Annotated in this window: 12 protein-coding genes; 7 read left to right on the top strand and 5 right to left on the bottom strand. The window is 62.8% G+C overall.

Annotated features, from left to right (window positions below):
* Window positions 1-84: 84 nt before the first annotated feature.
* The 3 genes from fabV (at window position 85) to R8871_RS22175 (ending at window position 2,486) form a co-directional block, all read left to right on the top strand.
* On the top strand, window positions 85-1,281 hold the full coding sequence (gene fabV, locus R8871_RS22185) for an enoyl-ACP reductase FabV (protein ID WP_175052377.1): 1,197 nt from the start codon (window positions 85-87) through the stop codon (window positions 1,279-1,281).
* Between the two features lie 97 nt (window positions 1,282-1,378).
* Entirely contained in the window at window positions 1,379-1,942 is a 564-nt protein-coding gene (locus R8871_RS22180) for a hypothetical protein (RefSeq protein WP_175052376.1), read from the top strand.
* Between the two features lie 163 nt (window positions 1,943-2,105).
* The gene (locus R8871_RS22175; RefSeq protein ID WP_175052375.1) at window positions 2,106-2,486 is read left to right on the top strand and encodes a hypothetical protein; all 381 of its coding nucleotides are present in this window, start codon (window positions 2,106-2,108) and stop codon (window positions 2,484-2,486) included.
* Between the two features lie 75 nt (window positions 2,487-2,561).
* On the opposite strand, the gene R8871_RS22170 is transcribed toward R8871_RS22175, so the two are convergent.
* Window positions 2,562-2,906 carry a hypothetical protein gene (locus R8871_RS22170; protein WP_154559318.1) on the bottom strand — a complete coding sequence of 115 codons (345 nt, stop codon included), beginning with the start codon at window positions 2,904-2,906 and terminating at the stop codon, window positions 2,562-2,564.
* A gap of 346 nt (window positions 2,907-3,252) precedes the next feature.
* Between R8871_RS22170 and R8871_RS22165 the strand changes: the two genes are divergently transcribed.
* A complete protein-coding gene (locus R8871_RS22165; RefSeq protein ID WP_407673183.1) occupies window positions 3,253-5,067 on the top strand; it encodes a methyl-accepting chemotaxis protein in 1,815 nt (604 codons plus the stop codon).
* Between the two features lie 119 nt (window positions 5,068-5,186).
* Here R8871_RS22165 and R8871_RS22160 read toward each other — a convergent pair whose 3' ends face one another.
* The 4 genes from R8871_RS22160 to R8871_RS22145 all read right to left on the bottom strand — a co-directional run bounded on the left by R8871_RS22160 (window position 5,187) and on the right by R8871_RS22145 (window position 9,207).
* A complete protein-coding gene (locus tag R8871_RS22160; protein WP_175052374.1) occupies window positions 5,187-5,810 on the bottom strand; it encodes a glutathione S-transferase family protein in 624 nt (207 codons plus the stop codon).
* A gap of 145 nt (window positions 5,811-5,955) precedes the next feature.
* Entirely contained in the window at window positions 5,956-6,987 is a 1,032-nt protein-coding gene (locus R8871_RS22155) for a histone deacetylase family protein (protein ID WP_175052373.1), read from the bottom strand.
* 91 nt (window positions 6,988-7,078) lie between these two features.
* A complete protein-coding gene (gene aguB, locus R8871_RS22150) occupies window positions 7,079-7,972 on the bottom strand; it encodes an N-carbamoylputrescine amidase (protein ID WP_175052372.1) in 894 nt (297 codons plus the stop codon).
* A gap of 197 nt (window positions 7,973-8,169) precedes the next feature.
* Entirely contained in the window at window positions 8,170-9,207 is a 1,038-nt protein-coding gene (locus R8871_RS22145; protein ID WP_175052371.1) for an AraC family transcriptional regulator, read from the bottom strand.
* 186 nt (window positions 9,208-9,393) lie between these two features.
* Here R8871_RS22145 and R8871_RS22140 point away from each other — a divergent pair, with 186 nt between their 5' ends.
* The 3 genes from R8871_RS22140 (at window position 9,394) to R8871_RS22130 (ending at window position 12,924) form a co-directional block, all read left to right on the top strand.
* Window positions 9,394-10,743, top strand: coding sequence for a glutamine synthetase family protein (locus R8871_RS22140; protein WP_175052370.1), 1,350 nt, complete (start codon window positions 9,394-9,396; stop codon window positions 10,741-10,743).
* Window positions 10,744-10,794: 51 nt separating this feature from the next.
* Window positions 10,795-12,153 carry an aspartate aminotransferase family protein gene (locus R8871_RS22135; RefSeq protein ID WP_175052369.1) on the top strand — a complete coding sequence of 453 codons (1,359 nt, stop codon included), beginning with the start codon at window positions 10,795-10,797 and terminating at the stop codon, window positions 12,151-12,153.
* A gap of 123 nt (window positions 12,154-12,276) precedes the next feature.
* Window positions 12,277-12,924: a GntR family transcriptional regulator gene (locus R8871_RS22130; protein ID WP_175052368.1), complete on the top strand. Its 648-nt coding sequence runs from the start codon at window positions 12,277-12,279 to the stop codon at window positions 12,922-12,924.
* Window positions 12,925-12,939: the final 15 nt, after the last annotated feature.

Raw genomic sequence — 12,939 nt, 5'->3', positions numbered from 1 at the left:
TCGCAATTGGACAAACCCAGGCGCCGCGCACAGGCAGAAACCCAAGCCCACTATAATGTCGGCAATTCTGACAAGAGGTGCTTCATGATCATCAAACCGCGCGTGCGTGGCTTCATCTGTGTATCGACCCATCCGGTTGGCTGCGAAGCCAACGTCAAAGAGCAGATCGAATACGTCAAGGCACGCGGCCCCATCGCCAATGGCCCGAAAAAAGTGCTCGTGATCGGCGCCTCCACGGGCTACGGCCTCGCCGCCCGCATCAGCGCCGCCTTCGGCTCGGACGCGGCAACGCTCGGCGTATTCTTCGAGCGCGCCGGCAGCGAAACCAAGGCCGGCACCGCGGGCTGGTACAACACCGCCGCCTTCGAGAAATTCGCCACGGAAAAAGGCCTGTACGCGACCAGCATCAACGGCGACGCCTTCTCCGACGAAGTCAAGCAACGCACTATCGAAGTCATCAAGCGCGATCTCGGTCAGGTCGACCTGGTCGTCTACAGCCTCGCCGCGCCCAAGCGCACGCATCCGAAAACCGGTGAAGTGTTCACCTCGACCCTGAAACCGGTCGGCAAGGCCGTCAACCTGCGCGGCATCGACACCGACAAGGAAGTCATCAAGGAAACCGTCCTCGAACCCGCCACGCAAGCCGAAATCGACAACACCGTCGCGGTGATGGGCGGCGAAGACTGGCAGATGTGGATCGACGCCCTCCTCGAAGCCAACGTGCTCGCGGATGGCGCGAAGACGACCGCGTTCACCTATCTCGGCGAAAAGATCACGCACGACATCTACTGGAACGGCTCGATCGGCGCAGCCAAGAAAGATCTCGACGAGAAGGTGCTCGGCATCCGCGAGAAACTCGCAGCCAAGGGCGGCGATGCACGCGTTTCGGTGCTCAAGGCGGTCGTGACGCAGGCGAGCTCCGCGATTCCGATGATGCCGCTGTACCTGTCGCTGCTCTTCAAGGTGATGAAGGCGAAAGGCACGCACGAAGGCTGTATCGAACAGGTCTACGGGCTCTATAAAGACAGCATGTACGGCTCGACGCCGCACATCGATGAAGAGGGCCGTCTGCGCGCGGACTACAAGGAACTCGATCCCGAAGTGCAAGCGCGTGTTCAGGAACTCTGGACTCAGGTGACCAACGACAATATTTACGAACTCACCGATTTCAGCGGCTACAAGACCGACTTCCTGCGCCTCTTCGGGTTCGAGATCGCCGGCGTGGACTATGAAGCCGATGTCAATCCGGACGTGCAGATTCCCGGGCTCGTGCAGATGTGATGTTCGCTTGCGGGGTCTTGACGACCCCGCAAGCCGCGGTGTTTTCAGTGTGATTGGCTAGCTCGTTCTGAACTGGCAACACGAGGGCTTCCACGCGATGACGTTCGAAGCGGGCGAAGCGGCAATGTGGCGGCTGGTAGAGCGCTACACGGGTCGCGTGGGATACCAGCGCGGCGTCAAATCCGAGGGACTCTCAGCGAACCCGCCGGTCATCGATTGCTCGGGATGGACCGCCCTGCTTCTCACGCAGGCACTGCATGCGGAAAACGAGGCGGCCTCCCGCATGGTGTTTGCCGCGCACGACATGGACGCGTTGCGCGTATGGTCCGACCGGATCGTTCACGAGATCGAGTACCGCACAGGATTCATTCTCAAGGGGGCCGAGGTCACGGCCCACACCCTTCCTCGCTGCGCAACTATTGGCTTAAAAATGGGCGATCCCTCTTGGGCGATCAACCATCCCCGGCCACGCGGCATCACCCATATCGTTCAGATCGTCCGCTGCCCGGAGGATGATGCGCCGTTCGTTTCCGAAGCGTTCGGCGGTTCGGTCGCGCCGGGAATCAGTCTTACGCCGCTGGCGGAGTGGCTTGCCCGCTCGCAGCCGCATATTCTGGCGAACGAAGTTTGGGCAGTGGACGCGTTCAAGATGGCGTCTTAGCCGGGCTCATCGAGCGTAAAACAGGCCACACGTGCGTGCCGAAACGGTGTTGGTCTGTGCGCTACACCACGCACCGATCCATCCAACCGGTGTAGCGTCGGCCGACGGACGCTTGCCAGATCGTGCGCAAACCAGTTGTCGCCAACAACGCCGGAGACACTCGATGAAATCCCTGCTCATTCTTGCGGTCACGATGCTGCCCGCTCTCGCCGCGATGGCGCAGACCGCCAGTTCGACGGCATTTCCCGACGATGCCACAGCGGCATCGGCCTCCGACATTCAGCAGCGGCTAGCCGGTAAGACCTTCAACATCAAACTGGCCGATGGGAGCCTCTGGCACGTCCAATACAGCACAGATGGCGCATACGACTTCAGCACCAACAAGGGCTTCACGGACAAGGGCGAATGGAAGGCGGAAGACGGCAAGGTGTGCGCCAAAGGCCGCAAGATCGGCAGTTCCTGCAACGAAATTCGCACCAAGGGCGACGCGATCTTCCTGAAGCGCGACAACGGCGAGGTGGTCGAGTTTGTCGAGCAGCACTGAGCCGTAGTGAGCTGCCGCGCTGCCGACGCTACTCGCGAGACAGCGTCGGTCAGGCGTAGCTCTTATGCTTCCGTATCAGCAGGGAAACGCCGCCTGAAGCGTGCGCAGAATGGCCAGCCCGATCGGAAAATCGTCCGAGATGCTCGGATGGTTGGTGAAAAACTGATCGAGCAGCGGATAGACGTTCTGATTGCCAATAGCGAGGTTTTGCGGCGGGCAGAACAGCGGCGGACGCTTCTTCGACACCAGATCGCCGTTCGCCCATCCCAGCGCATTGATCGTGCCGGTGATATACGCCGCGTAGACCGAGTTGTTGTCCGTATGAGCCCAGAGCTTGTATTGCGCGGCCGTCATCTCGGCGCTTGCGTTGAGAGTAAAACAGGCCGTCAGCAAAGCCAGTGCAAATTTCGATACCCGCATCTTTAAACCTTCAATCTGTGTCGCAAAAACGGCCATTGTAGGCGAGTCCGACCGTGGTACGCAGAAGCGTCCGACGTTTAGGATTTCGTAAGTATTCCGTCGATGTTCTTGTAAGCAATCAACCGTGATTAGGCCCCGCGACATCAACGTCGCCGCGGCTCGGCAGTGCTCGCCTGTCCGCCTTGACGGGAAAGCGCGATCCACGCCGCCTGCCCCCTCAAGTTCTCCTTTTTTCCGCCGTAGATCGTGAAGGTAGACCTAAAACCGTGGTTCGGCTCAGGTCGTGCCGAGATGTCGCAGCAGGCGTTCCGAATCGTGCAACACCCTTCCATCCTTCACGGAAACCATGATTTCGTCACTCCGAACCCGCATTCTGATCATTTCGTCCGCTACCGTCATCGGCGCACTCGCGCTCTCGGGCGCCACCGCCTACACCACGGTGCGCGCCAACACGATGGCGACCATCGCGGAGAACCTGAGCGCCATCGCCGGCGCCAATGCGCTGGCCATCGACAAGTGGGTGGCGGCCAAAGCGCTGGCCGTGAAGGTCACCGCCGACGAGGTCGAGCACGGCGATCCGCAAGGTCTGGTCAAGCATATGAGTGCTGCGGACGGTTTTCCGATCACCACAGTCGGTTGGACCGACAAAACCTATTTCTCGACCAGCAGCACCACGCCCAAAGACTACGACCCGACCGCGCGCCCCTGGTACAAGGCGGCTGTCGCGGCCGGCACGCTGATCGTCACGAAACCGTACGGCGACGTGTCGACGGGTGTCCCCTACGTCTCGTTTTCCGCGCCGATGATCCGTAACGGTGAAGCGACTGGCGCGCTGAGCGGCGCCGTACCGCTCGACGGCGTGCGCGAAGTGGTCGCCGCGGTACACCCAACGCCCGCGAGCCTCGCTTTCGTCGTTGCGCGCGACGGCCAGGTTATCGCGCATCCGGATGCCAAGTTGATTCTCAAGCCGGCAACCGACATCTCCGCCGCGCTCACGCCGGACGCGCTGGCATCGCTCGCACAAGCCGGTGCGCCGATGCAAGTTGACCTGGGCGGCGTTGCGAAGCTGCTCAAGGCGCAGCCGGTGCACGGCACCGACTGGTATCTGGTGATCGCACTCGACAAGGCAGAAGCCACAGCAGGTCTGGCCAACGTTCTGCAAGCGCTCGGTGTGGCGATGGTGCTGCTGACGCTGGCGGCGGTGGGCATCGCCGCATTCTTCACCTCGCAGTCGTTCCGCAGCCTCTCGCAGGTGCGCGATGCCATGGATACCATCGGCTCGGGCAGCGGCGATCTCACGCATCGTCTGCCGGTGGTCGGCAGCGACGAAGTGGCGCAGATTTCCGCCTCGTTCAACGCGTTTGTCGACAAGATCGGCACAGTGCTGCTGGAAGTGCGAGCCGGCGTGGAGAACATGAAGACCGCGACCAGCGAAATCGAAATGGGCAACCGCGATCTGTCGCAGCGCACGGAAACGTCGGCCTGCAATCTGCAGAACACCTCGGCGGCCCTCACGCAGTTGACCGCCAGTGTCAAGCAGTCGGCCGAATCCGCCGTGGAGGCCACGCGGCTGGCTACCTCGGCGAGCCAGGCGGCGGCGCGTGGCGGTGAGGTCGTGACGAGCGCAGTCAGCACGATGGACGACATCGCCAGGTCCTCTGCGCGCATTACCGAAATCATCGGCGTGATCGACAGCATCGCGTTTCAGACCAACATCCTTGCGCTGAACGCGGCCGTCGAAGCGGCGCGGGCCGGCGAGAACGGCCGCGGATTTGCCGTGGTCGCGGGCGAAGTGCGCACGCTGGCGCAGCGCAGCGCGACCGCCGCACGCGAGATCAAGGACCTGATTCAGGCATCCGAGGCCAGCGTCGGTACGGGAGCGCAGCGTGTTCAGGCCGCTGGCGCAGCAATGCAGGAAATCGTTGCGGGGATCGATCGTGTGAATCGCGTCATTGCCGAAATCGACGGTGCGATGAACGAACAGAGCGCCGGCATCAGTCAGATCGACCGCAGCGTTGCCGAGATGGACCAGGCAACACAGCAGAACGCCGCCCTCGTGGAGCAATCGACCGCCGCTTCCGCGACGCTGAATGAGCAGGCGCACGGCCTGTCGCGCGTTGTGGGCCTGTTCAGGTTGCGCCACGCTGACGCACGGGTGTAAAGCACATTGACGACGCGGCGCCGCTTCAGGCCGCAGTTGCCACCTTTGAGCGGCGAAGCTGCCTTCCGCACATGCTCCCCGCCCTGGGCGTGTGCAGCGTGTCGCCCCTATGCGCCGGCTTACGGCGTGCCGTTGCGGCAGTAAGCAACGTAGCCCGGGCGCGTGGCAAGCCGCTCCATGTACGCTGTCAGCGCGGGAAAAGCGGCATGCTGCAATGGCGTCTCAAGCCAGCGGTTGATCGAGAGCGCAATCGGAATGTCCGCAAGCGAGAACGACGCTCCGGCGATGAAGGCGCCGGTTGTCTCCAGTTGCCTGTCGAGGATTGCAATATGCCTCTCCCAGTTCGCGCACGACAGCTCGATCTGCTGACGATCCTGATGCGCCGGCGAGCGCCGGACCAGCGCAAGAAACGCGTAGCTCCACGCCCGGTTCAGCTCGCTCGCCTGCCAGTCGATCCATTGATCGCACCTGGCGCGTTCGCAAGGATCGCCCGGGTAGAGAAATTCGCCGGCATAGCGGCCGGCCAGGTAACGGATGATCGAGTTGGATTCCCACAGCACGAACTCGCCGTCCCGGATGACGGGGACCATGGCGTTGGGATTCAACGCGACGAATTCGGGTACGTCGGTCGCCTTGAATCCGGAACCCCAGTCTTCCCGTTCGAACGGCAGACCGAGTTCGGCGCACGCCCACAGTACTTTGCGCACGTTGATGGATGAAGCTTTGCCCAGTATCTGCAGCATGGAATCGTGCCCGCCCGTTCAGTCGCTATGGATAAATTCACCGGAAATCCGGCTCGAATCGTAGCCTATCGATAGCGCGATAAAGCGGACATAGACACTTTGCACGTTGCGCGCTGGGCCAGCTTGCGTCACGGCAGAGAGCCGTTCAAATCGACTCAAAACCCGTCAACACATTCACCGCGTTGACCCCGATCGCCGCAACCGCGTAACCACCTTCCATCACGAACAAAGTCGGTTTCCCCAATCGTCCGATCGCCTCGCCGATGCGCAGATAATCCGCGCTGCGCAGCTTGAACTGCGAAATCGGGTCTTCTTCGAAAGTATCGACGCCAAGCGACACCACCAGCGCATCCGGCGCGTAATCAGCGACACGCGCACAAGCCGCGTCGAGCGCCACGGCATAGTCCGTCCACGCCGTACCCGGTTGCAACGGGAAGTTCGCGTTATAGCCGACGCCCGCACCCGCGCCGGTTTCGTCGGCGTGCCCGAGAAAGAACGGATACTCGGTGCGCGGATCGCCATGCAGCGACGCGAACAGGACGTCCGAACGGTGATAGAAAATGCTCTGTGTGCCGTTGCCGTGGTGATAGTCGACATCGAGAACCGCCACGCGTTTCGCGCCCGCGTCGAGGAATGACTGCGCCGCTACTGCCGCGTTGTTGATGTAGCAGTAGCCGCCCATATAGTCCGCCGCTGCGTGATGCCCAGGTGGCCGGCACAACGAGAACGCGCCGCGTGCGCCCTCCCTCACGTGGCGCGCGCCGGTCAGCGCGACATCCACGGCATCGCTCACGGCAGCCCACGTGCCCGCGGTGAGCGGCACACCCGCATCCATCGAGTAGTAGCCGAGCTTACCGTCGATATCTTCCGGCACGCGATCCTGGCGCATGCCGCGCACCGGCCAGATAAGCGGCAGCGCGTCATGCTTGCGGCCGAGCGCGCTCCATTCGTCCCATGCGCTGGCAAGAAACGCAATGAAGCCCTTGTCATGAATACGGTGCACGGGATCGAGCCCGAACGATGCGGGCGCAATCACGTCGCCGAGCTTCGTTTCGCGTACCCGCTCCAGGATGAAATCCGCACGGCTCGGCATCTCGAAGCAAGGCTTCATTTCGCCGTCGATCAATTCGGCGTGGCCATGGTGCAGCCGGTGCCGATCGCTATACACAGTCAACATGCAATGTCTCCTCGGGATACTTGCTGCTCGAATCCGTCGCTCAATACGCCGCTGAACGCGTCGAGGTTGGTCACGCTCGTGAATACGACACTCAAGATACCTGCTCGTGGGTACGGTGCTCGCCGTCGCTCGTCGCGAGGATGCCGTAGCAGGCCGGACGCCGGTCGCGAAACACGCCCCATGCGTGACGAGTCGCGGCGACCACATCCAGATCGAAACGGTGCAGCAGGATCGCGGGCTCGTCGCGCCCGGCTTTCTGCACCTGCTCGCCGTACTGATCGGCGATGAACGACGATCCGTAATAACGCTGCGGAAAATCGCGGCCCTGCTCGCGGCCGGTGCGGTTCGCGGCGATCAGCGGCACGAGATTCGCGCCTGCGTGGCCTTGCATCACGCGTTGCCAGTGCGCGCTGCTGTCGAGCGAAGCGTCCTGCGGTTCGCTGCCGATCGCGGTCGGATAGAACAGCAGTTCGGCGCCGAGAAGCGCCATCGCGCGAGCCGTTTCCGGAAACCACTGGTCCCAGCAGATGCCGACGCCGAGCGTGCCGTAACGCGTCGCCCAGACGCGAAAACCCGTGTCGCCGGGCGTGAAGTAGTACTTCTCGCTGTAGCCGGGGCCGTCGGGGATATGAGTTTTGCGGTAGCGGCCGAGCACGCTGCCATCGGCGTCGATCATCGCCACCGTGTTGTAGAAGACGTTGCCGGCCCGCTCGAAGAAGCTGATCGGCAGCACCACGTTCAACTCCGCAGCGACGCGGCTAAAGCGCGTGATGGCGGGATGGCCCTCGAACGGCAGCGCATGACGGAAGTGCTTTGAATCCTGTTCGGTGCAGAAGTACGGCAGTTCGAAAAGCTCGGGTAGCAGGATCACCTGCGCGCCCTGCGCCGCCGCTTCGCGCACGAGGCGCTCGGCTTGTGCGAGATTCGCCTCGCGATCCCACCCCGCTACGGCCAACTGGATTGCCGCCACGCTGACTGCTCGCATCTCGTGTCTCCTCTGTGTTCGTCTGGGAAAATTCTGCCCGAGGAACGCGGCTGTGCGATAACGGGGAAACGGTCATCGAGGGGATAAATGTGGCCAATCTCGTCGCGGCAGCATGACATCGGAGCGTGACTCGACGACAGCACGTAATTGCGCCGCTGACGCCGTACGCTCAAAAGGACTCAGGACAAAACCGTAGGCTACGCGCAGCGGTAGTCGCTCGGACAACGGCCGGTCCAGCGGCGAAACGCATGGCGGAAGCCGGCCGTTTCGCTATAGCCGAGCCGCTCAGCAATATCCGACATCGACAGGCGCGTGCGCACCAGGTAGTCGAGCGCAAGATCGTGACGCACACGGTCGAGCAGCGCCTGGAAGGCCGAGCCGCTGCCTGCGAGGCGCCTTCTGAGCGTGCGCTCCGACACGCACAGCGCATCGGCGAGCGAGCGCAGCGAACCATAGCGGCGTGGATCGGAATACAGCAGGCGCAGGCTGCGCGCGGTGACGTCGTTGCCCGCCGCGGTGGCCCATTCGCGCTCGAGCTGCGCGCATTGTTGACGCGACATCAGATAGCTCACCGGCTCGGCGAGGGGCAACGGTTCGTCGAGCCAGCTGGCCGGAAAAATCAGCGCGTTTTCGGCAGCGTCGAAGGTGGCGTGGCGGCCTATGCGCTCTTCGTAGGCGTCCGCATGAGCGGGTGCGCCGAACGTCACCTCAAGCGCGGATGGCGCGCGCCGCGCTGACAGCACGTCGCAGACCACTGCCCACATCGACGCCAGACACATGTCCGTATTGATCACGGTGAGATCCGGCCGGTAGCGGTAATCGGTCGCGACGATCGCCGCTGTGTCTGCGTTGCGGCGCAGCGAAATCTTGAAGTAGCTTCCGAGCAGCAAGGGAAAGTCCTGGGCGCATTGCAGCGCGTCGCCAAGCGTCGGGCTCACCAGCATCGCGTAGCCGAGGATGCCGTAGCTCGAGATATGCATCGCGCGGCCGATGTCGAGGCCGATGCGCGTATCACCGCAAGCCTGCAACGCGTTGGCGAACACGACCAGTTCCTGCGCGTGCGTGACAAGCCCGGACGGCTGACGCAAATCGCCCTCGCTGACGCCGCTTCCCGCCAGCAACACGTCCGCGCCAGTCCCCTGCCGCTCCAGCAAAGAAACGGCGGCGGCAATCGTATGCAAGGTCGCAACGCATTGGGCCGGCGACGGGCGTGGCGAACATGCTGCATCGTTCATGGGTGATTCTCAGCTTCCCTCGATCACCCGATGATATTTGATCAAATTTCCCAAAAGGGAAAATCCATGCGATGATTTGATCAAATCCCATGATGCAAAACGCCCAGCTTTTCCGAACAGGCGGTACGTTGCGCAAGGTTTGCAGCCGCGCTGCGCGCCGCCTTCATCAACCGACTGGAGTCAACCTTGCAAAGCGACCTACGCGACGACCTGCGTGAATTCCTGGAACATCACCGCATCCATGAAGTGGAATGCGTGATACCGGACATGACGGGCGTGGCGCGCGGCAAGATCGTGCCGAAGAACCTGTTTCTCTCGGAAGGCAAGATGCACATGTCGAACGCGCTGTTGATGATCACCGTCAACGGCGAGTTCGCGGATTTCGAGCGCTTTGTCGGGCCGAGCGATCCCGACATGGTCTGCATTCCCGATCCGAACACGGTACGGCTCGTACCGTGGGCGATCGAACAGGTCGCGGTCGTGATCCACGATTGTGTCGGACTCGACGGCAAGCCGATCGGCATTTCTCCGCGCGCGGTGTTGCGGCGCGTGCTGAAGCTCTATGAGGACAAAGGCTGGCGCCCTGTGGTTGCGCCGGAGATGGAGTTCTACCTGATCGCGCAGAACCAGAATCCGCATGAACCGCTGCGCCCGCCGCAAGGCCGCGCGGGGCGCAGCGAAGCCGGCCGCCAGTCGTTCTCGATCGACGCCGTCAACGAATTCGATCCGTTCTTCCAGGACCTCTCGCGTTTCTGCGAGACCACGCATCTCGGTGTCGAAACGCTCGTGCACGAAGTGGGCGCGGGGCAAATGGAGATCAACTTTTCGCATGGCGATGCGCTCGATCTCGCCGACCGCGTGTTCCTGTTCAAGCGCGCGGTGCGCGAAACCGCCTTCCGTCATGGCATTTTCGCGACGTTTATGGCCAAGCCGATGGAGCATGAGCCCGGCAGCGCGATGCATATTCATCAGAGCATCGTCGATAGCAAAACCGGCGAGAACATCTTTTCTCTGCCAGATGGAACGGCGAGCCCGCTGTTTTTCAACTATATAGGCGGCTTGCAGAAGTACATGCCGCAAGCCATGCCGATGTTCGCGCCCTACGTGAACTCCTACCGGCGCCTGTCGCGCTTCACCGCCGCGCCGATCAACGTGCGCTGGGGCTACGACAACCGCACCTGTGGCATCCGCGTGCCGAATTCCGGACCGGACGGCCGGCGGCTCGAAAACCGCGTGCCGGGCGTCGACGTCAATCCGTATCTGGCGATGGCGGCCACCCTCGCCTGCGGCTATCTCGGCATGGTGGAGCAGCAGGAAGCGTCGGCGCCGATGATCGAAAGCGCCTACGACCTCGAATACGAATTGCCGCGCGGTCTCGAAGATGCGCTCAAGGCGCTCCTGAAGTGCACCGAACTCGCGGACGTGCTCGGCGACAAATTCGTGCAGGCCTATTGCGCGGTGAAGGAAAAGGAGTTCGAGACCTTCTCGCAGGGCATTACCGCGTGGGAACGCGAGCATCTGCAACTGCTCGTCTGAGCGCGGGCGGACGCTGGAAACATTCTGGAAACGTCATCGGAGAAGCTGGATTTGAATACTCGCCAAGGCATCAACTGGGAGCGCGCGCAGGCGCTCGTCGAACGCGAACGCCACACGTTTGCCGAAGCCATGCCGACATCGCGCGCGCTGTCCGAACGCGCCGCGCGCCACCTGTTGTTCGGCGTGCCGTTGCACTGGATGAACGACTGGTCGACGCCCTTCTCGCTCTATGTCGAAGAAGCACGCGGCGCCGCGTTTACCGACGTGGACGGTCATCGCTACGCCGATTTCTGCCTCGGCGACACGGGCGCAATGTTCGGCCACTCGCCGGCGCCCGTGGCCCGCGCGCTGGCGGCCCAGGCCGAGCGCGGCCTGACGACCATGCTGCCTGGCGAAGACGCCGCGTGGGTCGGCGAAGAACTCGCACGCCGTTTCGGGTTGCCCTACTGGCAGTTCGCGATGACGGCGAGCGACGCCAACCGCTTTGCGTTGCGCTGGGCGCGCGCGGCGACCGGACGCAAACAGATCGTGATCTTCAACGGCTGCTATCACGGCACCGTGGACGACGTGTTCGTCGATCTCGTCGACGGCCGGCCGCAACAGCGCGACAGCCTGATCGGCCAGGTGCACGACCTGCTCGGCACCACGCGCGTGATCGAATTCAACGACCTGGCCGCGCTGGAAAACGCGCTGAAAGACGGCGACGTGGCCTGCGTGCTGGCCGAACCCGCGATGACCAACATCGGCATGGTCCTGCCCGAGCCCGACTACTGGCGGCAAGCGCAAGCGCTCATGCGCCGCTACGGCACGCTGCTCGCGATCGACGAAACTCACACTATCAGCTGCGGGCCGGGCGGTTACACGAGAGCGAATCGCCTCGAACCCGATCTGTTTATCCTCGGCAAACCGGTGGGCGGCGGCTTTCCGTGCGCGGTGTACGGATTCAGCGCCGAACTGGCCGCCCGAGCGCAGCACGCCAAGCGCAGCGCGCCGCCCGGCCACTCCGGCATCGGCACGACTCTCACGGCGAACATGCTGGCAATGAGCGCGATCCGCGCGACGCTCGCCGAGGTCATGACCGACGCCGCCTACGATCACATGTTCGCGCTCGCCGAGCGGATCGAAGCCGGCCTGAAGGATGCGATCGCGCGCCATGGTCTCTCGTGGTGCGTGACGCGGGTGGGCGCCCGCACCGAATTCCAGTTCACGCCGACGCCGCCGCGCAACGGTGACGAAGCCGGCCGCCAGCTCGACCCGGAACTGGAACATATCGTGCACCTGTACCTGCTCAATCGCGGCGTGCTGATCACGCCGTTTCACAACATGATCCTGGTGTGCCCCGACACGTCGGCGGCCGACGTCGACAGGCTGGTTTCTACGTTCGACGCCTGTCTTGCCGAGTTGATCTGATGTGATCTGAGCGTTTTCAGATCGAGGTTGATCGAGTGCGGCTGGCGCTAAACTGCCGGCCCTTTTTGCAGTCCTTTTTTCCGGCCTTTTTGCAGTCTTTTTTCGGGCCCCGCATCGAGCTTTATGAAAACTTCGCGCCATCACACGCTGCAGGACCAGACCTACGAAACGCTGCGGCAGTGGCTGACGATCGGGCGCTTCGTGCCGGGCGAGCGCATCAAGATCCGTCACGTCGCCGCCGAGCTCGGCGTGGGCGAGATGCCGGTGCGCTCCGCCTTGCAGCGCCTTGCGGCCGAATCGGCGCTGGTGAACGTGCCCAATTGCGGCGTCACGGTGCCGCGTCTGTCAAAAGAACAATTCGACGATGTGCTGCGCGTGCGCCTGATTCTCGAAGGTCAGGCTGCCGAACTGGGCGCGCCGAATCTTAGCGAACACGATCTGGAAACGCTGGAAAAATTGAATGCGCAGATGGTGCAGGCCTTGCGGATCGCCGATGCCAAGGGCTATCTCGATGCCAACGAGGCGTTTCACCTGATTCTCTACCGCGCGGCCGGCTCGCCGCTTTTGCTCGAATTGATCGAAACGGTGTGGCTGCAGGTTGGGCCGATTTCGAATCTGCTGTTTGGCGATGCGCAGTTCGCCGCTACGCTCAACGATGCACACGATGACTTGCTGAACGCCGCGAAGGCGCGTGATGCGGCCGGCGTGCGGCGCGCGATTGAGCAAGATCTGAGTCATGCGGCGAGTTGTTTGCGCGCGCAGTGTTTGTAGCGGCTGGCGCCAACC

The sequence above is a fragment of the Paraburkholderia sediminicola genome (genome assembly GCF_902859805.1).
GTDB classification, from domain to species: Bacteria; Pseudomonadota; Gammaproteobacteria; order Burkholderiales; family Burkholderiaceae; genus Paraburkholderia; species Paraburkholderia sediminicola.
The sequence above is the reverse complement of the archived record's forward strand: the minus strand, read 5'-3'. Positions and strand labels throughout refer to the sequence as shown.